General features: G+C 61.9%; 15 protein-coding genes. 1 reads left to right on the top strand and 14 read right to left on the bottom strand.

Annotated elements, in window-relative coordinates; all coding sequences use genetic code 11:
• From glgX to KCG87_RS08885, 11 genes are all read right to left on the bottom strand, one after another.
• Complete coding sequence (gene glgX, locus KCG87_RS08935; RefSeq protein WP_139055875.1) at positions 1-2,160, bottom strand: glycogen debranching protein GlgX; 2,160 nt, start codon at positions 2,158-2,160, stop codon at positions 1-3.
• 249 nt (positions 2,161-2,409) lie between these two features.
• On the bottom strand, positions 2,410-2,745 hold the full coding sequence (locus tag KCG87_RS08930; RefSeq protein WP_047602241.1) for a DUF2934 domain-containing protein: 336 nt from the start codon (positions 2,743-2,745) through the stop codon (positions 2,410-2,412).
• A 27-nt stretch (positions 2,746-2,772) separates the two neighbouring features.
• Positions 2,773-5,541 carry a malto-oligosyltrehalose synthase gene (locus KCG87_RS08925; RefSeq protein ID WP_210557009.1) on the bottom strand — a complete coding sequence of 923 codons (2,769 nt, stop codon included), beginning with the start codon at positions 5,539-5,541 and terminating at the stop codon, positions 2,773-2,775.
• Entirely contained in the window at positions 5,538-7,616 is a 2,079-nt protein-coding gene (malQ, locus tag KCG87_RS08920) for a 4-alpha-glucanotransferase (protein WP_210557010.1), read from the bottom strand. The genes KCG87_RS08925 and malQ overlap by 4 nt, the downstream gene beginning before the upstream one ends.
• Positions 7,613-9,415, bottom strand: a complete 1,803-nt coding sequence (gene treZ / locus KCG87_RS08915) for a malto-oligosyltrehalose trehalohydrolase (RefSeq protein WP_210557012.1) — start codon at positions 9,413-9,415, stop codon at positions 7,613-7,615. Before treZ ends, malQ begins: the two co-directional genes overlap by 4 nt.
• Positions 9,416-9,433: 18 nt before the next feature.
• On the bottom strand, positions 9,434-11,020 hold the full coding sequence (gene glgA / locus KCG87_RS08910) for a glycogen synthase GlgA (RefSeq protein ID WP_210557014.1): 1,587 nt from the start codon (positions 11,018-11,020) through the stop codon (positions 9,434-9,436).
• Between the two features lie 595 nt (positions 11,021-11,615).
• Entirely contained in the window at positions 11,616-12,569 is a 954-nt protein-coding gene (locus KCG87_RS08905) for a D-2-hydroxyacid dehydrogenase family protein (RefSeq protein ID WP_210557016.1), read from the bottom strand.
• A 13-nt stretch (positions 12,570-12,582) separates the two neighbouring features.
• Complete coding sequence (locus KCG87_RS08900) at positions 12,583-13,635, bottom strand: alpha/beta hydrolase (protein ID WP_134786295.1); 1,053 nt, start codon at positions 13,633-13,635, stop codon at positions 12,583-12,585.
• An 86-nt stretch (positions 13,636-13,721) separates the two neighbouring features.
• The gene (locus KCG87_RS08895) at positions 13,722-14,156 is read right to left on the bottom strand and encodes a YqaA family protein (RefSeq protein WP_097089622.1); all 435 of its coding nucleotides are present in this window, start codon (positions 14,154-14,156) and stop codon (positions 13,722-13,724) included.
• Entirely contained in the window at positions 14,156-14,602 is a 447-nt protein-coding gene (locus tag KCG87_RS08890; RefSeq protein WP_135295721.1) for a DUF411 domain-containing protein, read from the bottom strand. Before KCG87_RS08890 ends, KCG87_RS08895 begins: the two co-directional genes overlap by 1 nt.
• A 164-nt stretch (positions 14,603-14,766) precedes the next feature.
• Positions 14,767-16,758: a methyl-accepting chemotaxis protein gene (locus KCG87_RS08885; protein ID WP_027612033.1), complete on the bottom strand. Its 1,992-nt coding sequence runs from the start codon at positions 16,756-16,758 to the stop codon at positions 14,767-14,769.
• A 381-nt stretch (positions 16,759-17,139) separates the two neighbouring features.
• Here KCG87_RS08885 and KCG87_RS08880 point away from each other — a divergent pair, with 381 nt between their 5' ends.
• A complete protein-coding gene (locus KCG87_RS08880; RefSeq protein ID WP_098963937.1) occupies positions 17,140-17,667 on the top strand; it encodes a hypothetical protein in 528 nt (175 codons plus the stop codon).
• Positions 17,668-17,715: 48 nt separating this feature from the next.
• Here KCG87_RS08880 and KCG87_RS08875 read toward each other — a convergent pair whose 3' ends face one another.
• From KCG87_RS08875 to KCG87_RS08865, 3 genes are read right to left on the bottom strand one after another with little or no spacing between them, the layout of a single operon-like run.
• The gene (locus KCG87_RS08875) at positions 17,716-18,639 is read right to left on the bottom strand and encodes a GNAT family N-acetyltransferase (RefSeq protein WP_098963938.1); all 924 of its coding nucleotides are present in this window, start codon (positions 18,637-18,639) and stop codon (positions 17,716-17,718) included.
• A complete protein-coding gene (locus KCG87_RS08870; protein WP_210557018.1) occupies positions 18,639-19,928 on the bottom strand; it encodes an AMP-binding protein in 1,290 nt (429 codons plus the stop codon). The genes KCG87_RS08875 and KCG87_RS08870 overlap by 1 nt, the downstream gene beginning before the upstream one ends.
• A 49-nt stretch (positions 19,929-19,977) precedes the next feature.
• The gene (locus tag KCG87_RS08865) at positions 19,978-22,380 is read right to left on the bottom strand and encodes an aldehyde dehydrogenase family protein (RefSeq protein WP_210557019.1); all 2,403 of its coding nucleotides are present in this window, start codon (positions 22,378-22,380) and stop codon (positions 19,978-19,980) included.
• Between the last annotated feature and the right edge of the window lies 1 nt (position 22,381).

Raw genomic sequence — 22,381 nt, 5'->3', positions numbered from 1 at the left:
TCAGTCTTCTTCTTCGCGTTGCAGTTCGAACAGCAGCAGCGAACGCCCGGTGACTGAATACTCATGGCCGAACTCGAAGCGTTCCTGACCGCGAATCGACGGCTGATTGGTGTCGATCATGCAGGTCCAGAAACTGCCTTCCGGCACTTCAGGCAGGCTGAAGTTGACGATGTCGTGGTGGGCGTTGACCACCAGCAGCAACGTCGCATCGGCGCCTTTGCGGCGGATCCCGGTTTCCTGCGCGCGACCATCAAGGAGCATGCCCAGGCAACGGTTGTGCGCGTCATGCCAGTGCTCGGTGGTCATCTCGGTGCCGTCCGGCGCCAGCCAGGTGACGTCCTTGACGCCGATGTCCTCGTTGTATTCGCCGACCAGGAAGCGCCCGCGGCGCAGGATCGGATAAGCCATACGCAACTTGATCAGGCGTTTGACGAATTTGAGCAGCGCCTTGCCGTCCTCGCTCAGGTCCCAGTTGACCCAGCCGATCTCGCTGTCCTGGCAATAGGCGTTGTTGTTGCCGTCCTGCGTGCGGGCGAATTCGTCGCCGGCAACGATCATCGGTGTGCCCTGCGACAGCAGCAGCGTGGCGAAGAAGTTGCGCATCTGCCGATGGCGCAGCGCATTGATCTCGGGATCGTCGGTCGGGCCTTCGACGCCGTGGTTCCATGACAGGTTGTTGTTGCTGCCGTCCTGATTGTTCTCGTCGTTGGCTTCGTTGTGCTTGTCGTTGTACGACACCAGATCGTTGAGGGTGAAGCCGTCATGCGCGGTGATGAAGTTCACCGACGAGTACGGCCGCCGTCCACGCTGATTGAACATCTCGCCGGACGCGGTCATGCGGCTGGCGAAGTCGGCGACCTGGCCGTCATCGCCCTTCCAGAACGCGCGCACGGTGTCGCGGAATTTGTCGTTCCACTCGACCCAGCCCGGCGGGAAGTGGCCGACCTGATAGCCACCGGGGCCGCAGTCCCACGGCTCGGCGATCATTTTCACCTGACGCAGCACCGGGTCCTGACGGCAGGCGACGAGGAAGCTGTGACGCTCGTCGAAACCGTCGTGATAGCGCCCGAGAATCGTTGCCAGGTCGAAGCGGAAGCCGTCCACGTGCATCTCGCTGGCCCAATAGCGCAGCGAGTCGGTGACCATTTGCAGCACGCACGGGTGACTGAGATCGAGGGTGTTGCCGGTGCCGGAGTCGTTGATGTAATAGCGCTTGTCGTCCGGCATCAGGCGATAGTAGGAGGCGTTGTCGATGCCGCGCATCGACAGGGTCGGGCCTTGCTCGTTGCCCTCGGCGGTGTGGTTGTAGACCACGTCGAGGATCACTTCCAGATTGGCCTCGTGCAGGTGCGCGACCATCTCCTTGAACTCGGCGATCTTGCCGCTGGCCAGATAGCGCGGGTCCGGAGCAAAGAAGGCGATGCTGTTGTAGCCCCAGTAGTTGGTCATGCCCTTGTGCAGCAAATGCTGGTCGTTGACGAAGGCATGGATCGGCAGCAATTCCACACTCGACACGCCGAGTTTGCGGATGTGTTCGAGCACGTCGTCGACCATCAGGCCGGCAAAGGTACCGCGCACGTTCTCCGGCACCGATGGGTGACGCATGCTGATGCCGCGTACGTGGGTTTCATAGATGATGGTTTTGTCCCACGGCACGCTGACGCGGTGGTCGTTGCCCCAGGTATGCGCCGGGTCGATGACCTTGCACTTGGGCACAAACGGCGCGCTGTCGCGTTCATCGAAACTGAGGTCGGCGTCGGGGTGGCCGATGGTGTAGCCGAACAGCGCCTCGGACCATTTCAACTCGCCGACCAGCTGTTTGGCGTACGGGTCGATCAACAGTTTGTTGTGGTTGAAGCGATGGCCGTTCGCCGGGTCATACGGGCCATACACGCGGTAGCCGTAGATCAGCCCCGGGTGGGCGTCGGGCAGATAGCCGTGATAGATCTCGTCGGTGTATTCCGGCAGTTCGATGCGTTCGAGTTCGACTTCGCCGGCATCGTCGAAAATGCACAGTTCAACCTTGGTGGCATTGGCGGAAAACAGTGCAAAGTTAACCCCCAGACCATCCCAGGTCGCACCGAGCGGGAAGGGCAGGCCTTCACGGATTCTCGAAGGTTCAGCGTGCGCTGCGGGCTCGGCTTTTTTTGGACTGGACATGATTGCTCCTGCAAAACGGGTTGGTTCGAATATCGGATCAGCTGTGGGGACAGAATCTGTGGTGAGGGGATTTATCCCCGATGGGTCGCGCAGCGGCCCTGCGACTGCTTCGCAGCCGATCGGGGATAAATCCCCTCACCACAGACATCTGTCCCTGACAGGGGGTGTTTGAGGTTTCTTCAGGACGAGTTGTCCCTGTGTGGCGAGCGAACCCGCCACACGGTCATTCAGTTCAATAATCCGGGTGTGTCAGTTGGCCGGGGGCTTGCGTGGGGCGCGCGGCTTTTTCTCGGCGGCTTTTTCGCCCGGTGGAATCACTTTGGCGGCGCTGGAAGGCTTGGCTTTGGCGTCCGCAGGCGCCTTGGGCTTGGCCGCCGGGGTCTTGCTTTCGGTGGCTTTGCCGGTCGCAGTCTTGCCGGCAGTTTTGCTGCCCGCAGCCTTTGGCGACTTCTTCGGCGCGAGGGCCTCGGCTTCGGCCAGTTTGCGTGCCATTTCCCAATGACGCGCTTCATGACCTTCAGGTTTGCCCTCCGATTCCCAGATCTGATAGGCGAACTCGCGGATGCGTTTATCGTCGGTACTCATCGCAATGCTCCTGAACTGAACTCGTCGTTACGTAAAGAGTTGGATAAACAGATTGACCGGGAAATCCCCCAGCGCGGCGCTGACGTTCAGCTCCCTGTTTTTTGTGACTGCGCTGCTGTGAAAAAGTCCCTTCAGGTTTGTGTCAGAGGCGGCGAACGGTAAAACCACCCGTGTATCGCCCCAGCGCAGCGCATCCACCTGTGGCTCGGCACTGTTTTCCAGCAACGTCGCGCAGCGGATCGGCACGATCACGATGGCGTAGCGGCCCTCGTGCTCACGGGCGAATGCGAGCACGTTGTGCGCCTGCTCGCCCAGCACCTCCAAGGCCTGATACGTGCCCCGGCGAAACAGCTCGGCGTGTTCGGCGCGCAGGTTCAATACCTCGGCGATCAACGCTTGCTTGATGCGCCCGTCACGCCAGTTCGCCAGCAGCTCCGGGAGCGGCGCGTGTCCGTCCAGAGCTTGCGCGCGCGCGGCGTAATCCACCGGCCGGCGGTTGTCCGGATCGACCAGGCTGAAGTCCCAGAACTCGTTGCCTTGATACAGATCCGGTACCCCCGGCACGGTCATGCGCAGCAAGGTTTGCGCCAGACTGTTAAGGGCGCCGGCTGCCGCGATGCTGTTGACGGTCTTGCTCAGTGCTGCGCGCAGCAGCTCACCTTCGTCACCGGTGAGCAGGCGTTGGGTGAACGTCTGCGCAGCGTTTTCATAGGCTTCATTCGGCGCACTCCAGCTGCTTTGCAACTTGGCTTCTCGCAGGGCTTTCTGTTGCCACTGCCAGATGCGCTCGGCGTAGTCGCTGAAACCTGCCTGATCGTCATCACGCAATAGCAGCGGCCAACTGCCGAGCAACGCCTGATACAGGATCAGTTCATCGCCGGACGACGGCACTTGATCATCGTCGCGCAGCGGCCGGGCGAGGGCGCGCCACAACTCGACCTGTTCGGCATACCAGTGGCTGCGTTCGCTGAGCACTGCCAGTCGTGCACGGGTGTCTTCGCCACGTTTGTGGTCGTGGGTCGCAGTGGCCAGCAAATTGTCGGGAAACGCATCCAGGCGTTGCTGATTGACCGCATGGAAGTCGCTGACCGGCGCGCTGAACTGCTCGGTGTTGTAGCCGACGTCATTGCGCGACAGCAGCACCGCCGAGCGATACAACGCGGTGTCTTCCACGGCTTTGGCCGCTGCCGGCGACGTCAGTTGCTGGAAACGCACGCAGGCGTGCTTGAGAATTTTGCGCGAGCGCCCGCGCGGCTTTTGCCGCCAGGGCGTGCCACCGAGCCAGGCCGCCACACAGTCAAGCACCGGCCAGTCGCCTTCGCCCAGCGTCTGCCGCGCGCCGTCCATGGCCTGCTGGAAGAACTGTTCATCCTGAGCCGCGCGACCCAGCGCATTGATGTAAGTGCGATACACCGGGAAATGCACGATCAGCGCCTGCAACACCCGGCGAATTGCGCCGAGAGTCAGGTCGCGGGTCATCAGGTCATCGCGGGCCACTTGCAGCAGCGCCTGGGCGACGCTTTCGAAGTCACTGGCCAGCGAGCCGTTGAGGATCTGTTGCCTCGCCAGTTGCGCTTCTTCAATGAACGCCGCCGGACGCTCGGTGCGTCGCTGCCAGAGGTCGCCGAGTACATGTTCGCCATCGGGGTCGTGTTGCAGCAACGACAGCTGATTCATGAACTCGTAACCGGTGCTGCCATCCACCGCCCAATCGGTACGCAGGTTTTCGCCGGCACCGAGAATCTTCTCGACATAGATCGGCAAGTGCCGATCCGGCGCAAGCAAGTCGAGGCGCCGCCGCAGCTTGCGGCAATAGCCACGCGGGTCAGCGAGACCGTCGATGTGGTCGATGCGCAAGCCGTCGACCAGGCCTTCGCTAATCAACTGAAAGATCTTGCCGTGAGTGGCTTCGAACACGGCCGGGCGCTCGACGCGCAGGCCACCGAGCTCGTTGATGTCGAAAAAGCGCCGCCAGTTGATGTCGTCTGCTGCGGTGCGCCAACTGGCCAAGCGGTAGCTTTGACGTTCGAGCAACTGATGCAGCTTGTCGAAGCCTTCTGCTGTCGTGGAGTCGTAATGCGCGAGACTTTCCTCGATCGCGGCGAGAATCTGCGGATCGCTTGCCAGCTCTTTCAGTTCAGCCTTGAGCGGCATCGCCAGCGCATGCGCGTCGGTCTGGTAGCTGAGGGTGCTGAAACGATCGGCCAGGGATTTCAGCGCTTCGACCGGTTTGAGCAACTCGCCGTAGTCATTCGGGCAGATCGGGAAGTGATGCTCGTAATGCTCGACGTGGAAGCGACCTTGCTGCGCATCGAAGCGCAGTTTCAGCGTGCCTTCCTGCAGCGCGACGCCGTAATCGCTGCCGAGAAACGGCAGCAACAATTGGCCTTCCATCAACGGGTCCGGCGAGTGCCACTGGATGTCGAAGAACTCGCCATAGGGACTCAGGCGGCCCCACTCCAGCAGGTCCAGCCACCACGGGTTGTCACCGCCACCGACGGCCATGTGGTTGGAGACGATGTCGAGGATCAAGCCCATGCCGTGTTCGCGCAGGGTGCTGACCAGACGCCGCAGCGCCGGTTCGCCGCCGAGTTCCGGATTGACCTGGGTCGGGTCGACCACGTCGTAGCCGTGCATCGAGCCGGCGCGGGCCGCGAGCAGCGGTGAGGCATAGATGTGGCTGATGCCGAGGCGGGCAAAGTACGGCACCAGCGGCACCGCCTGTTCCAGAGTAAAACCCTTGTGAAATTGCAGGCGCAGGGTGCCACGCAACGGTTGGTTGAACGATGAATTCATTGGTCACGCTCGGCAGCTTGCAGGCGGGCGCAGGCCAGCAGTTCGAGGCGGCGCGCGGCATCGGCGCCATCAAACAAGGCTTCGCTGTTGCCGGGCAGGCGTCGCGACCAGTTCGGGTGGCTGTCGATGGTGCCCGGCAGGTTGGCCTGCTCGTCGATGCCCAGCGCATCCTCTAGCGGCAGCAACACCAGCGGTGCACGGGTGTGGCCGAGGAAACGCACGCTGGCATCGACCACTTGATCGGCTTCGTGGGACTCTTCGCGAAAATTTTGCGGGTCCTGACTCAAGGCCCCGCGCAGGCCTTCGCGCTCGCGCTGGCGATGGCGGCGCCATTCGATTTCACCATTGGCGTCGACAAATTCCAGACGCGCGTTCCAGTCGATGTCGCGGCCATGCCACCAACCGTTGAGCGTCGGCAGATCGTGGGTGCTGGTGGTCGCCAGCGCGTTGTCCGGCCAGTCGAGGATCGGTTTGAAATACGTGTTGTCCTGTTCGAACAGCAGCACGCGCATGCCAAGAATCGCCCGCGCACTGAGTTTTTCGCGCAGACCGTCGGGCACGGTGCCGAGGTCTTCGCCGAGGACGATCGCCTGATGTCGATGGGACTCAAGGGTCAGCAGGCGCAGCAGATCGTCAAACGGGTAATACAGATAGGCGCCATCGGCCGGCGCCGCGCCGTTGGGGATCACCCACAGGCGTTGCAGGCCCATGACATGGTCGATGCGCAGCCCGCCAGCGTGGGCGAAGTTGGCGCGCAGCATGTCGATGAACGCACGAAAGCCGTTGCGGATCAGACCTTCGGGGGAAAACGCGGAAATCCCCCAGCCCTGGCCGGAGCGGTTGAGGATGTCGGGTGGTGCGCCAACGGTCAGCGAGGCGAGCAATTCGTCCTGAAAGCTCCAGGCCTGACTGCCGGCACCGTCGGCACCGACCGCAAGGTCAGCGATCAGGCCGATGCCCATGCCGGCGCTGCGCGCAGCCGTTTGCGCGCGCTCCAGGCAGCGGTGGATCAGCCATTGGCAAAAGGCGAAGTAAGCGATGCGCTCCGCGTATTCCTCGGCAAACGCTTCGAGGGCGGCGCCGCGCGGGTCGTGCCAGTGTTCCGGCCATTCGCGCCAATCGAGGCTTTCGCCACGGGCAGCGCGCATTTCCTGAATGGCTTCGAAGCGGCAATGGTTTTCCAGGGCTTCGCCACCGGCATGGCGGAAACCGGCGAAGTCCGGATGCAACGGATGCTCGCCCGCGACGAAGCCGTCGTACAAGGCTTGCAGCAATTTCTGTTTGGCGTCGGCGGCGGTGGGCCAGTCGATCAGCTTCAAGTCTTCCAGTTGCCGGAATTGCTCGGCCAGACCGCTGGCGTCGATCGCATCGCGCAAGGCCCGTTCGCCAAGGATGGCGCCCGGTGCGGCATACAAGGCGTTAAGAAACAGGCGGCTGGACGGCGAATACGGGCTGTAGCGCCCGGTGTCGGCGCTGAACATCGCATGCAGCGGACTGATTGCCAGCGCATCGGCGCCACGCTCGCCAGCCACCCGCACCAGTTCTTCCAGCGCCTGAGTGTCACCAAAACCGCCATCGCCGGGGCGGCGCAGACTGTACAGTTGCGCGCTTAATCCCCAGACGCGAGGGATCGGGTTGTCTACCGCATCGCCGACGCTGAAGCAGCGTTCGGGGGCCACGGCCAGGGTGAAATATTGATCGGCGATGTGCACCTGTTGATAGCCGACCGGGATCAACCCCGGCAGTCTGGCTTCGGCATCGAGCTTGAGGTTAAGGCGTGAACCGTCTTCAAGGTGGATTTCGCAAGGCGTTTCAGGCTCGAAATAGCGGGCCAGATCAACGCTGATTCCGACATCTGCGGTCAATAGCGGCGGCAGGTGGCGATCCTGTTGCACCTGTTGCAGTTGCAGCAGGCTGGCGTCGATTTCCTGCGCGGTATTGGCCGGATGACCCAGGCCGGTGAGAACATTGCGCAGCACCGCCGGGGCGACTTTCTGCGGGCGGCCGTTGGCGTCGATCCAGTCGACGGCGAGGCCGGCGCGGCTTGCGAGTATTTCCAGTTGCGCATCGCTCATAGGCGCTCTCCATCCAGAGGTTGCAAGGGGGTTGCGGCCGTGAGGCTGACAAGCGCGCAATACGCGGGCAGTACGCCCGGTTCCGACAGGGCAACGGCGGGCGGCTGTTGAAACAGCCACACGGCGTCGGTCTGTGCAGGGTTGACCACTGGCGTATCGCTGAGGTTCAGGTCAATTCGCAGCTCACTGCCATCGCCCAGGCGCCAGCGTGCACTGACCGCACCGAAGCCGAGCATGTGCGCCCCAAGCGCCTGGGTGCCGGACAGATTGGGAATGATGTAGCGGTGGCGCAATTGCAGCAGTTGCCGGTACAGCGCGAGGGTTTCCTGCTGTTTTGCGCTGCCGCTGCCGACCAGGCGAGGCTGCGAGGCGTGGAAGGTCTGCTCGGCATTCGGATCGGGAATTTTTTCGCGTTTGTGCGGATCGGCGAAGGCGCTGAACCCGGCGAATTCATTGCGCCGACCTTCGCGCACCAGATCCGCCAGTTCACCGTGGTGACTGGTGAAAAACAGAAACGGTTGCTCGGCGGCGTACTCATCGCCCATGAACATCAGTGGAATCATCGGCGACAGCAATAACAGCACGGTGGCGGCCTGCACGGCGCGTGGATCGGCCAGTTGATGCAGACGTTCGCCGAAGGCGCGGTTGCCGATCTGGTCGTGGTTCTGCAGGAACAGGATGAAAGCGGTGGAGGGCAGGTGTTCGCTGGGCTCGCCGCGCGGTTCGCCGTGGCGGGTGATGTGGCCCTGAAACACGAAGCCCTGGCTTAGGCAGCGCACCAGTTGTTCGGTGGGTTGCAGCGCATAGTCAGCGTAGTAGGCGTCGGTTTCGCCGGTCAGCAGCACGTGCAGGGCGTTGTGGCCGTCGTCGTTCCACTGCGCGTCGTAATCCTCTTCAAGCAGGCTCGACTGGTTGAGCTCGTTTTCGACGGTCAGCCAGACGTGGCGGCTTGGATCGATCTGCTGACGAATACGCTGCGCCAGTTCGGGCAGGAAGTCCGGGCTTTCGATGGCGTGCACCGCGTCCAGGCGCAGTCCGTCGAAGCGGTATTCGAGCACCCACATCAGCGCGTTTTCAATGAAGAAGTCCCGCACTTCACGGCGGCGGAAATCGATCGCCGCGCCCCAGGGCGTGTGCTTGTCTTCGCGGAAAAAACCTTTGGCGTAGCGTCCGAGGTAATTGCCGTCGGGGCCGAAGTGGTTGTAGACCACGTCGAGAATCACCGCCAGCCCATGGCCGTGGGCGCTGTCGATCAGGTGTTTGAGTTGTTCCGGGGTGCCATAGGAGGCTTGCGGTGCGAAAGGCAGCACGCCGTCATAACCCCAGTTGCGCGTGCCGGGAAACTGCGCCAGGGGCATCAGTTCGATGGCGGTGATGCCCAGCTCGACCAGACGCGCCAGATGCTGCTCGACTTCGGCAAAGCCGCCGAGCGCGCCGACGTGCAGCTCGTAGATCACCGCTTCGCTCCAAGGCCGGCCGTGCCAGGTGGTGTGGCGCCAGTCATAGGCCAGCGGATCGACCACCACACTGTGGCGGTCAAGGTCGCCGTCCTGGGCGCGGGAGGCCGGGTCGGGCACCTCCAGTTCACCATCGATGTTGAAGCGGTAGCGGGTGCCCGCCGGGCACCGGGTCTTGATCACGAACCAGCCATCGGCCTGCGGTAACATCGGCAAGGACTGGCCGTCTTCAAGTTCGACACTGACGTAAAACGCATCCGGTGCCCACAGCGCAAACTGAGTGTGTTCGGCGTCCTGCATGATCGCGCCGTGGGGCCAGTTTTCTTGGGTCCGTAACGGCATTGTGAAAAGCTCCCTGAGTTATTTGTGGCCGGCTTTACCCAGCGCCTTGGCGACCAGTTGTTCGTAGAGTTCGGCGTAGGGTTCGACCGCTTTGCACCAGTTGAACGGCGCGGCCATCGCTCTGCAGCGCATGGCGTTGAGCAGGTCGGGGAAGGCGAATACCTTGAACGCGCGGCTCAGGGCTTCGCGGTAGCTCTCGACAGTGGACTCGTCGAAGAGGAAACCGGTGACACCGTTTTCGATGGTGTCGGCCAGGCCGCCGGTATTGCGCGCCACGGGCAAAGAGCCGAAGCGCTGGGCGTACATCTGGCTCAGGCCGCAGGGTTCATAACGCGACGGCATCAGCAGGAAATCGCTGCCGGCGAACATGCGGCGGGCGTCGGTTTCATTGAAGCCGATGCGCACGCCGATCTGCCCGGGAAAGCGCAGCGCCAGTTCACGCATGGCCTGTTCTTCTTCCGGCTCGCCACGGCCGATGATTGCGATCTGGCCGCCGTTCTGCACGATGTATTCGGACACCGCTTCAGTCAGGTCCAGACCTTTCTGATAAACCAGACGCGAGACCACGGCAAACAGCGGGCCGCTGGAATCGTTCAAGCCAAACAGTTCACGCACGTGGGCGGCGTTCACCGCTTTGCCTTCCCAGTCGCCGATGGCGAACGGCGCGAACAGGTGCGGATCAGTGGCCGCGTCCCAGCTCTCGTCGATGCCGTTGGGGATGCCGCTGAGCAAGCCTTGCTGGGTTTTGGCGGCGAGAAAACCGTCGAGACCGCAGCCGAAATCCGGGGTGGTGATTTCCTGCGCGTAGGTGGCGCTGACCGTGGTGATGTGGCTCGAATAGGCCATGCCGGCCTTGAGGAACGACATCTTGCCGTAGAACTCCATGCCTTCCTGTTGCAGGGCGTGGGTCGGAATACCCAGCTCCGGGCACGAGCCGAGGCTGGTCACGCCTTGATAGGCGAGGTTGTGAATGGTGAACAGGGTTGGCGTGCGCTGCCCGCGCCAGTGCATATAGGCAGGGGCCAGACCGGCGGGCCAGTCATGGGCGTGCACCAGATCCGGGCACCAGTGAATTTGTGCGAGGTTGGCGGCGATGTCGGCAGCGGCCAGGCCCAGGCGGGCGAAACGAATATGGTTGTCCGGCCAGTCGCGGCCGTTGTTGGCACCGTACGGCGAGCCTTCACGCTCATACAGCTCGGGGCAGATCAGCACGTAGATCACCAGCCCGTCCGGCATGTCCATGCGCCCGATCTTGCATGGAGGCAATGCAGCATGGCCGCCGAGTTCGCCGATGATGTGGATCGGGTTTTCGCTGTGCATCACCTGCGGGTAACCGGGGATCAACACCCGCACATCGTGCAGGTGCGCCATGGCGCGGGGCAGGGCGGCGGAGACGTCGCCCAGACCACCGGTCTTCACCAGATCGGCGATTTCCGAGGTGACGAACAATACTTTCTTCTTGTTGGGATTCTGGCTGGCGACCGGCGTCAGCGTTTTGGTGCCCGGGACGTTGATCGACCGGCTGCCGGGAAGACTCACCGTGCTCGATTCACCAACCGCCTGCTGAGCACGCTCTCCCTGAATATCCAATGCCGCACTGATCATATGAATCTCCCGTGTCGTTGATCTGATTCTTGTATCGAACAAGCTGTGGCCAAATCCTGTGGCCGGGCGCAAACGCGCCACGCATCGGTGAGCAAACGCTACCCAACACGTGCAAGCAGAATGGGTGAAGGGGCCGTTGCAAGGATTGCACCAGTCGCGTTGACCCTGCCTTTCAGATGACCCGCCGCCATCTGCAAAAGTTTCGACAATTTTTCGGGTTTGTGACTGGCCGGTTTTAATCCGCGAAAGTCAGTCTAGGCCAGATCCTAGAGCGGGCGAGAGCAAACGGGTAAATTGTTCGACAATCGGTTTGCAGGCAGCGAAATCCGTGGTGTGCAAGCAGGAACGCACCGACGAAGGGCAGGTTTTTTTGAGGGAGAGGGCTAAAACGGTGACTAGTTGGTCACGATTTTGTGCTAGTGGAGAGGCAGGGCGCACTGTTGTGGTGCGGGCAGTTTGTTGATGTGTTGTCTATTCAGGCCCCTTCGCGAGCAAGCTCGCTCCCACAGTTGATTCGGGTACGACACATTTCCAATGTGGGAGCGGGCTTGCTCGCGAAGGCGTCAGTCAATTCACCGCAGTCGAATAGTTGTGATCAATTCAACAGGCGCAGCGGGCTCCCGGCGGCCCAGCCTTGAATATCCTCGATCATCTGCGCAAAGAACTGCGCATAGTTCTGTCGGCTTACATACCCCACATGTGGCGTGGCCAACACATTCTCCAATGTGCGAAACGGGTGCAGTTCAGGCAGCGGCTCCTGATCGAACACATCCAGCGCCGCGCCGGCGATCTTCTGTTTCTGCAACGCCTTGATCAGCGCCGCCTCATCGACGATCGGCCCGCGGGCGGTGTTGACCAGCAACGCGGTGGGTTTCATCCAGTCCAGCGCCTGTGCGTCGACCAGCCCGCGGCTGCGCTCGCTGAGTACCAGATGCACCGACAGCACATCGGCCTGTTCGAACAGTTGCTGCTTGCTTACCCAGGTCACCCCGGCTGCTTCAGCGCGTTCAGCGGTGAGGTTTTCGCTCCAGGCAATCACGCGCATGCCAAACACCTGACCGAATTGCGCGACCTTCTGGCCGATGCTGCCCAGACCGAGAATGCCCAGGGTCTTGCCGTGCAAATCACCGCCCAGCCCTTGCTGCCAGCCGCCGGCGCGCAGGGAATTGGCTTCATTCACCAGATTGCGCGTAGCGGCCATGATCAGCGCCCAGGTCAGTTCCGGCGCCGCGTGTTTGTAGCTGTCGGTGCCGCAGACCTTGATCCCGAGGCCAGCGGCCGCCTGCATGTCCAGCGCCGCGTTACGCATGCCACCGGTGACCAGCAGCTTGAGGTTCGGTAGACGCTGCAGCAGCTCCTGATCGAAACGCGTGCGCTCGCGCATCACGCAGATCACCTGGTACTGGCTCAATCGTTCTGCCAGCGTGACATTGTCCGCCGGGTAGTCATGCACAAACGTCACGTCGCCGATGCTGTCGAGCACCGACCAGTCGACCACGTCCCGCGCCACGTCCTGCCAGTCATCGATCACTGCAATCTGCACCGCCATCAGCCTTACCTCATCAACGAACGGGATTGGTGTTGTTCAGCCAGCCGAGCAGGGCCTGGTGAAATTTCGCCGGTTCTTCCATCTGCGGCGCGTGGCCCATGCCGGGAAACTCCACCAGCGTCGATTGTGGAATCAGCTTGGCGACCTGCTTGCCGAGCACCTCATAGTGGCCGATTTTCGCCTTGACCTCGGGGGACGCGAGGTCCTTGCCGATGGCCGTGGTGTCGGACGTGCCGATCAACAGCAGGGTCGGCATCTTCAGGTCCTTGAACTCGTAGTACACCGGTTGGGTGAAGATCATGTCGTAGATCAGCGCGGAGTTCCACGCCACCTGGGTTTTGCCCGGGCCGTTGCTCAGGCCGGCGAGCATGTCGACCCAGCGGTCGAATTCGGGTTTCCAGCGGCCGTCATAATAGGTGTTGCGCTCGTAGTCGCGAATGCCTTGGGCGGTGACTTTGAGTTCGCGCTGATACCACTGATCCACGGTGCGGTACGGCACGCCGAGGGCTTTCCAGTCTTCCAGGCCGATCGGGTTGACCAGCGCCAGTTGTTCGACCTGATCCGGGAACAGCAGCGCGTAGCGAGTGGCGAGCATGCCGCCGGTGGAATGGCCGAGCAGGGTGGCTTTCTGAATGCCCAGGGCCTTGAGCAGCTGTTGGGTGTTGGTCGCCAGTTGCTGGAAGCTGTACTGGTAGTGATCGGGTTTGCTGGAGGTGCAGAAGCCGATCTGATCCGGCGCGACGACCCGGTAACCGGCCTCGCTCAAGGCCTTGATCGAACTGTCCCAGGTGGCGGCGCAAAAGTTCTTGCCGTGCATCAGCACCACGGTGCGCCCGTTGGCCTTGCCGTGGGCGGCGACGTCCATGTAACCCATTTGCAGGGATTTACCCTGAGACTGAAAGGCAAAGTGTTTAAGCGTGTAGGGGTATTGGAAACCTTGCAGCTCCGGGCCATAGGTCTGGCCATCGGCGGGTGCAGTTTCAGTGGGCGCAGCAGCGTGGGCGAACAGCGGCAGCGCAGCAGTCAGGACCAGGCCAGGCAGCCAGCGGGATAGCGTGACGGACATAAGGGCAAACTCCATGGAAATCGGCCGATGCTGGAACGCCCGGATTAGGGCGACGTTAACCACAGGCAACGCCATGGCTGGAATGTTCAACCGAGCCAGCCCAGGGTCAGCATCGCCACCACGGCGTAACGCGCAGCTTTGGCCAGCGTGACGATCAGCAGAAAGCGCCCGAGCGGCTCGCGCATGACGCCGGCGATCAGGGTCAGCGGATCGCCGATCACCGGCAGCCAACTCAGAAGCAGCGACCAGTGACCATAGCGCTCGTAGTGTTTGCGCGCGGTGGCCATGTGGTTCGGGCTGACGGGGAACCAGCGTCGATCCTGAAAGCGTTCGAGGCCGCGCCCCAGCCACCAGTTGACCAGCGAACCGAGGACGTTGCCCAGCGTCGCTACGCCCAGCAGGCCCCAGAGCCAGTAACGGTCGCTGGCGATCAGCCCGACCAGCAGCGCTTCGGATTGCAGCGGCAACAGCGTCGCAGCGCCGAACGCCGCCGCGAACAGCCCGACGTAACCGGCAGCCATCAGTGGGCCGGGTAGTCCGCCACCACCACATCCGTGCCGTCCTTTTTCAGGCCGATCACTTGATAGGCATCGCTCATGCCGTCCATTTCCATGCCCGGTGACCCCATGGGCATGCCCGGCGCGGCGATACCCAGCAGATCGTCACGCTTGCTCAAGGCCAGCACCTGTTCAGGCGGCACATGGCCTTCAACGAACTTGCCGTTGATCAGCGCGGTATGGCACGAGCCCAGGCGCGGTGGCACGCCGTGTTGCTGCTTGAAGCTGCTCATGTCGCTTTCGACATGGTCTTCGACTTTGAAGCCGTTGGCTTCGAGGTGGCTGATCCATTTCTTGCAGCAGCCGCAATTGGCGTCGCGGTGCACTTCGATCGGGATCAGCTCGGCGGCCTGGGCCAGGGAGGACAGGAGCAGGGCGCTGAGGGCGGCCAGTCGCAGGGAGGTTCGCATGGTGGGCTCTCGACAAGGATGACGGTCAAAAAGGAAAGTATTTTGACCGGATTATCCTGCCGGGCATCAACGGAGTGTTTCAAGTTGATACAAGGCAGGCTGGCAGGATGATCCTGGATCAAGCCTGACAGCCTGCTGAGCGGGAGATTACAAATCTGTCAGGCTCAACGAACCTTGAACCGCCCCATGATCGCGCTCACCCGGTTGTTGGCTTCCAGCAACTGGCGGGTGTTGAGTTCGCTGGCCTGGCCGCTGTGCACCAGTTCTTCGACCATGTGGCGGATCTGCACCATGCTGCGGTTGATCTCTTCGGTGACCGCACTCTGCTGTTCGGCAGCGGTGGCGATCTGGGTGCTGAGGCTGTTGATGTGGCTGACCGAGCCGGCCATTTCATCCAGACCGGAGTTGACCCGCGCCGTGGCGTCGGCGGCGGACTGGCAGCTGGCCTGAGTGTTTTCCATGGCGCTGACCGACGAGCTCACGCCTTGGGTCAGGCGGGTCAACATCTCGTTGATTTCCGAGGTGCTGGCCTGGGTGCGAGCGGCGAGGGCGCGGACTTCGTCGGCGACCACGGCAAAGCCGCGACCCTGTTCACCGGCCCGGGCGGCTTCGATGGCGGCGTTGAGCGCCAGCAGGTTGGTCTGCCCGGCGATTGCGCCGATCACCCCGAGAATCTCGGTGATGCGCTGCGCGTCCTGCTGCATGCTCTCGACTTTCTGGGTGGCGCTGGCCACTTCGTCGATCAAGGCCACCACGCTGTTGGTGGCTTCACCAACCACCACCCGTGAGCGATCGGCGTTTTCGTTGGCGCGCTGGGTGAACGCAGCGGTTTCTGCGGCGTTCTGCGCGACGCTTTCGGCCGTCGAGCTCATTTCGGTGATGGCGGTAACGGTCTGATCGGTTTCCGAAGCATGGCGCAGCAGAATCTGGCTGGTGTTGGCCGACGTACGCTGCAGGTCATCGAGGCTCGAGGCCATGGCGCCGGTGGCCTGGGTCACTTCACCGATCATGTTTTGCAGGTAGGCAATAAAGGTGTTGACCGAGTGGCCGATGGCGCCCAGCTCGTCTTCGGCACGGATGGTGATGCGTCGGGTCAGGTCGGCATCGCCGCTGGACAGCAAGTCGATGTTGGCCTTCAGCGCTTTCATGCGCGACACCAGTTGGCGGATCGCATACACCTGCAACAGCACCAGCAGGATCACCAGTGGAATCTGCAGCAGGCTCAGGCTGCTGAGCACGTCGTCACGCTGGGCGGTGAGCATTTTCGTTGGCAGGGCGGTGGCCAGGAACCACGGCGTGCCTTCGATCGGGCGCATGAAGAAGGTGCTGGCTTCGCCGTTGTTGTCGAACTCGACGCGTTGCGCCTGATCGCGGTTCTGCAGGCCGGCCTTGACCTGACTGGCGAAGGTCGAACCGGCGGCCAGTTCGCTGATGTTCTTCAGTACGATCGGGCCGCTGATGCGCGAGCTGTTGCTGATGATCTTGCCGTCGGCCTCGACGATCAGCATTTCGGCGTTGAGGTCTTTTTCCTTGCGCGCCACCAGATCGTTGAAGAAGCCCAGCGTCACGTCGATGGTCGACACGCCCCACGCGGCACCGTTTTTCTGAATCGCCATGGCGCAGTTGGTGCGCGGCTCGGCACTCGCGTCATCTTTATAGGCCGCAGCCCAGGCACATTGGCCGCGCGGGGTCTGCATGCCGCCCTTGTACCAGCTCTGGTCGTAATAGTTGGGCGCCGCGTCGCTGTTCCAGAAGGTATTCACCGCCAGTTTGCCCGAGGCGTCGCGGTGCCAGAAGGTGCTGAACTTGTTGCGCCCGGCCTCACGCTGACCCGGCAGTGGCCAGATCCCGCCACCGAAGACTTTCAGTTCGCCGTACTGATCCACCAGGCCCGGCAACACTGTGTCGATGGCCGCGCTGTCGAGCAGGGGAATGGTCTGGGTGATGCTGCGCTGTTGCGCCTGGACTTTGTTCAGTTCGCCCTGAATCTGTTCGGCGACTTCGGCAATCCGGTTGAGCACCACCTGTTCTTCGGTATGCCGCAGCTTGGGGGCAACCAATTGGCTGATACCGACCACGGTCAGCACCGACAGCAGCAGGATGAACAGAACCAGAAATAACGTGTAGCGAGCCTGAATGGTGCGGAATGCGGGCATGGATACCGGTCCTTGAGCTGCGATTCTTATTGTGGGGTCGAGGGAAAAACGGCGGGGTCACACCAGCGTATCGTCGGCGAACGGGGAAGCTTTAAGTACTTTGGTGCAAGAAAGTGTCGGGCTGACGGAAGGGGCGTGTCGACTCCGATACAAATGGATCGACCCTCTTGTCAGCCAGCGCAAAAAAAGCTTCGCGAGCAATCGTCAAACTGCCATGAAACCGCGACACCGTGAGCTTCTGGCAATTTGTATCGAGAATGTACAAAAATTGTAAGCGGCTGCACTAAAAGGGTTGGTGCCACCAGTTCGCCGGTAGATACTTCCCGGCATTCAAGTAGTCCAGCAAGGACATTTCATGGTTATTTCACAGGGAGTCTTCTCATGACGATCGGCATTGTCGGCGGCTGGGAGAGCAAGGCAGGGGTGCTGGTTCGCAATACAGGCGCGAAGAAGGAGGTCAAGCAAAGCCTCAAGGTGCAGCAGATGCTCGCCAAGGTCGGCACCAATCCTAACGCGCTGAACACAGCCGAAATGGACAAGCAGGGCCTGCGCAAGAACATCAAGGGGTTCGATCCGGCGAATGTCTCGGTCAAGCAACTGAGCAATCTGAGTGTTTTTCTGCGTGAACGCGGGCTGATTTCCGACATCACCTCCTTTACATTGCTCAATGCCGGCGACAAGTTCGACCGTTTCGGCGTGACCAAAGACCCTGATGCAAAATTCAATGCGCTGGAGTATTTCGCCACCCAGCTCGACGCCATTCAGAACAATGGCCTCAATGGCAATGCCTACGGCAAGAACCTGATCCCCGAATACAAAAAGGCGATCTACGTGCTGCAGAACCTGAAAACCTACGGTGAAGGCAACGCGGCGAAACCTGTCGATCAAGGCGTCAAGTCCAAGGCCTGAGCCGGTCACCCACGGCCCACCCATTGATTGGGTGGGCCGTTTTCGTTTTTAGTCCTGATACCTTTCGCCGGCCTGCTGCGCCTGATCCTGCAGGTGCTGCATGTGTGGACAGTGCAGACTCAGCGTGGAGGCCTGGTAGCCACGATGAAACAGGGCCAGCCAGCCGTCGCTGTGGTCATCGGGGACAATCCCGGTGAAAGCGAAACCGGCATCGGCCAGTTTGCGCAGCGCGCTGGAAAACCCTTGGGCGAGTCTGAGTCTGATCGAAATCAGCCAGTGCGCCGGCAGTTGTCCCAATTGCTCGAGCAGGTTGTCATCGAGGGCCTTGAGCAGCAGGTCGTAGCGCCCGGATACGTGATCGAAGCGGATCTTCGGGCCTTTCCATGGCACGGTATGGTCGGTGGTACCAAACACCGCCTCCAGACGCGACATCAGCTCGCGGCAATCCTGCGGCCAGGCGAGTGCCGGCAGCGGGCGCCGATGACCGTCGATGCTGCAGTGACCCACAACAATCGTCTCCCGCCCGGTTCCACCGAACGGCGAAGGCGCGTAATCGGGCAACAGACCACAGCTGTGAAACCCCAGGCCGGCGGCCATGCGCTGCGTATACGGGTGGTGCGTGACCTGCTTGATCGTCACGCCTCGGCAATCCAGCGCCTGGGCATGAATCAGCAACTGCTGGCCCAACTGGGTGGCGATGTTTTGCCCGCGAGTGTCCGGGTGCACCACGGTCAGTGCCAGCTCCGCCAGTGCGGTTCGGCCAGATTGGCGAAACAACGTGGCATGCCCGCAGATATGCTCGTTTACCACCGCCACCAGCGAGTGCCAGCGACCGACACTGTGGTTCTGGCTGATCATCCAGGGCAAATACACGTGGGGTTGAGGATAATGAACGCCGTAGATTTCTTCGAACAGGCGGCTGACTGCCGGCGCATCGGCGACGCGATAGCGGCGGATGGTTGTCGTGTCCATCACGCTTGCCCCTGCTGCGGATGGTCATAAAGCCGTCGATCCACGACCCGCTGATGTTTGCCGGAGCGTGGATGACAGGTCAGTTCATCGTTCGCACAGGCGATCACGTTCAGCTCCAGCAATTGATCGGACTGCAGCTTCTCGATCAGCGGGTATTGGTTGATCAGCGCACGGCGCAGGGTTGAGCTTGCCTGGCTGATGTCAGCCGTTCGCGTGCAGGGTACCCACTTGAGGCTCAGCAGATCTTTGCTTGCTCGCTGTTCGATGAGCAGTTGCCAGCCATCGCTGGCGGCGATCTTGCGCACCAGCTCGCCGATGTCACCGGTATCCAGACTCAACACGCTCACCCGCACGCGCTGGCTGTTCATGCTGCGGCCCATCAGGGCGAACTTGCGCATCGGCGTCCCTGCCGGTTCACGCCAGCAGGCGAGGTCGCCGACCGGATAGCGGATCACCGGCATCAGGCGCCGGGTGAGATTGGTCAGGACCAGCCTGCCGTTACGGTTGCACTCTTCGATGACGTCACCGCTCACCTCATCGATGATCTCCAGCACGCTGTGCCGCTCCAGCATCCGGTGTTCGCCCAAGCTGCAATCGCGGGTGCTGACGCCGATCAGTCCGGCATCGACACTGGCGTAGCCGATAGAGGCAATGCGTGCGTTCGGGAACACCCGCTGGAGCGTTTGCAGTTGGGCGGCGAACAGGCTTTCGCCGCCGTAGAGCAGGGTTTCGACGCCCTCCAGGATCCGTGACTGGCGTTCCAGCCAGGCGGCGAATTTGAGCATTTGCGCCGGCAGACCGGCCAGCACATTGATCCGGTACGCAACGATCGACTCGGCCAGTACGGCGCTGTCGACGGCCCCGGTGAAGGGAAATTCGCTGACGGGAGTCTGGACATGGGCCAGCGCGTCGTGAAGAAAAATGAAGCTGGCATACAGGTCGCCGACGAAGAACAGATTGGCGACCCGGTCGCCGGGGTTCAGTTGCGCCGTGAGTTGGCTGCCGAAATCGCGCACCAGGGTTTGCCATTCTGCGCGGGTGAACAGCGAGAGTTTTCCTGAGCCGGTGGTGCCCCCGGTCTTGAAGACCATCGCGTCTTCCAGCGGGCCTGACAACACTGGCCATTGGTGCGGATGCTGACTGTCACGCCAGTATTGTTCAGGGTCGATCAGGGGCAGTTCGGTCAATGAGCTGATGGGTGCCGCGACATCTCTGAAGTGTTCGCGGCAATAGGCCGAATGTTGGCGGGTGTAACCGAGCAAATTGTTCAATTCAACGATCGTGTTCATGATTTTTTCTTGTATGAAGTGGCGATGGGCCGCGTGCAGATAGCTGCTGTCAGCGGCGCGTATCAATCAATAGGGGCGTCTTGCCGCTGTGCCGGTTTCGGGCGAACTGCTCGACGGCACACTGCTCGACGTCGAGCGTGAGCAAACCGGTCTGCACCAGCGTGATCAGCGTCGAATAATTCTGCAGTCGGCGGTGGGCCTCGGCCGGCTCCAGAGGGCAGTGCAGGCGCATGCGTTCCAGGCCGTCAGGGCCGTGATCGAGGACCAGTTGAAACGGCATCTGAAGGTGCTGCTCCAGGATCGCCAGCGAAATAAAATCGGTGCCGATGCGCAGCAGGTTGCCGTGGCGTTGCAGCAGTTCGAAGCGCGGCGAAGTCAGACCGCAGGCACACGGGCCGGGTAACCAGCGTCCGCTGTCGCCAATGTCATAGCGCTGCACGGACTGACCCTGACGCTCGCGGGAGGTCACCAGCAGACGACCGGATTCGCCGTCACCGACCGGCACGTCATGCTCGAAATCGACAATTTCCAGGTGCTGGATGTCGCTCATCAGATGGAAAACGCCATCTGCCGTGGCCCGGCAGGCATGGCCCAGGGGACCGGCATCGACGCTGCCGTAAATCGCCGAGCGGATCAGGCTGACGCCGCAACTTTGCAAGAGCTCGCGGGTTTGCTCACTCAGGTGTTCGCCACCGAGAAAGACCTTGGCGACGCCACCATAGCGCCGCAGTATTTGTTGTTCGTTGATAAACAACCGGTGCAGGGTGCCGGGCATGCCGATCAGCACGGTGATCCGTTGAGCCTCGATCATCTGCGCGATCTCGTGGTAATCGTCGTCCGCCGGGGCGCCCATCGGCCAGTGTCGGGCCTGCAGTTGTTCCAGCACTTTGGCAAAACTGGAGAAGCCGCCGTACAGTCCGCCGCTGAAAAACAGGTTCATGACCCTGTCCTGCGCCGGATCCAGTCCGGCCGCCAGCAAGCCATCGGCGGCCGCCTGCATCTGGCGCTGGAAGTCGTGGTAACTGAAGCCGGAAAGCACAGGTGCGCCACTGCTGCCGCCGGAGCGAAAGAACAGCTGCGCGGCTGAAGTCGGCGGCTGGCGGACGAATTGTCCCTTGTCCATGATCGCCAGTCCGGTCAGTGGTGGTGGGGCAGGCAGCTGATCAAGCGTGGAGTGGCTGGTCAGCACGTTCGCCGGCAGACTGACCGACACGCGTCGACTCAGGCGCTGCAGCGCATAAACACCGTCGTGGGGTTCGCCGTCGTAGCCATCGTGAATAGTCTCGATCGGGGTAATGCGCGTCACACCGGCGACAATCAGCGTTTGCGCCAGTTCAGCGATCTGCGCCTCGGGGCACAGCAAGGCGCAGCTCTGCAGCACGTTGCGCCAGGGCAGCAACGTGGCGCTGAGCCGCTCGCGGGGCATTGGTTTGAGCAACAGGCTGCGAAACAGCGCAGAAGGTTCGAGCTGGCGATCATGGCTCCAGATCACCCGCCAGCCCGACGCACTCCAGACCCGGCCGGTCTGCCCGGCAAAACTCTGGGCCAGCCGGGCCATTGCCGTGCAGGTGGTGATTTGCGAAGCCTCTTCAAGCGTCGGTGCAAGGGCCGGCCATTGACCGGCACGGCGCTCGAACGCGGCGGCCAGTTGTGCCCCGATATCGTTCAGTACGCGCGCGTCGTCGCTGTCCACCAACAACCATTGCGGGCTGGAGCAGGCTTGCTGATCGAGGCGGCAGACTTCATCGACAATCGCATCGAGGACGGCGGGCGATGCGGCGTCCGGGGTCAGGTAGGCGAAGCTGATGCGGTGCCCCCAGTCGATCCAGCGACAGCCTGGCGGGATCTGCTGGCGGATGGCTTGCAGCGCAGTTTCGCCACCCCACGCCGCGACACCGTTGGCGTGCCTGCACAACTGGCCGATTTGTTCGGTGCGGGTCGGCAGCACCGCCACGTAACCATTGAGTTGTCCGCTCGGGTCGCATGCAACCAACGCCTGAAGCAGGCGCGCGGTGAAGCCCGCGTCACTGCTGCTGGGACGCAGCCAGTTGACGTTGCCGCTCAGCAGACTCTCGATCACCGCACAGAACGCCAGCAGCGGCGCGTTGGCCGGAGTGATATGCACCACCAGGCCCAGCGGACTCCAGCGCTCGAAGCGTGATTGTCGATAGTCGATACGGCGCAGCGATTCGGGGCGCAGGCCCAGTTCACGATCCAATTTGGCTTGCAGGGCGGCAGGCTGGCAGAAATCGATGAGTGCCTCGCGCTGACCGGGAGCCAGTGGCAGTTCCGTTTTTTCTTGTTGCAGACGTTCGGCGAAGGCCTTGGCAGTGGCGAGCAGCGTGCTGGTTTGCAGTGGAATCTGCAGCCTTCGTGGCAACTCCCGCTGAAGTTGGTGCAAGGCGCTGTCGAGGCTGCACTCGGTGTGCAACTGACCGTTGATCAGGTACATA

Origin of the sequence: Pseudomonas sp. MWU347, from assembly GCF_017947305.1 — a bacterium.
Lineage (GTDB): Bacteria > Pseudomonadota > Gammaproteobacteria > Pseudomonadales > Pseudomonadaceae > Aquipseudomonas > Aquipseudomonas putida_A.
The sequence above is the reverse complement of the archived record's forward strand: the minus strand, read 5'-3'. Positions and strand labels throughout refer to the sequence as shown.

What these genes read in the sequence shown, in the direction of transcription:
- KCG87_RS08900 (WP_134786295.1), bottom strand. Translation starts at nt 13,635, where the DNA reads ATGTCCGTCACGCTATCCCGCTGGCTGCCTGGCCTGGTCCTGACTGCT.
- glgX (WP_139055875.1), bottom strand. Translation starts at nt 2,160, where the DNA reads ATGTCCAGTCCAAAAAAAGCCGAGCCCGCAGCGCACGCTGAACCTTCG.
- KCG87_RS08885 (WP_027612033.1), bottom strand. Translation starts at nt 16,758, where the DNA reads ATGCCCGCATTCCGCACCATTCAGGCTCGCTACACGTTATTTCTGGTT.
- treZ (WP_210557012.1), bottom strand. Translation starts at nt 9,415, where the DNA reads ATGCCGTTACGGACCCAAGAAAACTGGCCCCACGGCGCGATCATGCAG.
- KCG87_RS08875 (WP_098963938.1), bottom strand. Translation starts at nt 18,639, where the DNA reads ATGGACACGACAACCATCCGCCGCTATCGCGTCGCCGATGCGCCGGCA.
- KCG87_RS08880 (WP_098963937.1), top strand. Translation starts at nt 17,140, where the DNA reads ATGACGATCGGCATTGTCGGCGGCTGGGAGAGCAAGGCAGGGGTGCTG.
- KCG87_RS08905 (WP_210557016.1), bottom strand. Translation starts at nt 12,569, where the DNA reads ATGGCGGTGCAGATTGCAGTGATCGATGACTGGCAGGACGTGGCGCGG.
- malQ (WP_210557010.1), bottom strand. Translation starts at nt 7,616, where the DNA reads ATGAGCGATGCGCAACTGGAAATACTCGCAAGCCGCGCCGGCCTCGCC.
- KCG87_RS08895 (WP_097089622.1), bottom strand. Translation starts at nt 14,156, where the DNA reads ATGGCTGCCGGTTACGTCGGGCTGTTCGCGGCGGCGTTCGGCGCTGCG.
- KCG87_RS08870 (WP_210557018.1), bottom strand. Translation starts at nt 19,928, where the DNA reads ATGAACACGATCGTTGAATTGAACAATTTGCTCGGTTACACCCGCCAA.
- KCG87_RS08890 (WP_135295721.1), bottom strand. Translation starts at nt 14,602, where the DNA reads ATGCGAACCTCCCTGCGACTGGCCGCCCTCAGCGCCCTGCTCCTGTCC.
- KCG87_RS08865 (WP_210557019.1), bottom strand. Translation starts at nt 22,380, where the DNA reads ATGTACCTGATCAACGGTCAGTTGCACACCGAGTGCAGCCTCGACAGC.
- KCG87_RS08930 (WP_047602241.1), bottom strand. Translation starts at nt 2,745, where the DNA reads ATGAGTACCGACGATAAACGCATCCGCGAGTTCGCCTATCAGATCTGG.
- glgA (WP_210557014.1), bottom strand. Translation starts at nt 11,020, where the DNA reads ATGATCAGTGCGGCATTGGATATTCAGGGAGAGCGTGCTCAGCAGGCG.
- KCG87_RS08925 (WP_210557009.1), bottom strand. Translation starts at nt 5,541, where the DNA reads ATGAATTCATCGTTCAACCAACCGTTGCGTGGCACCCTGCGCCTGCAA.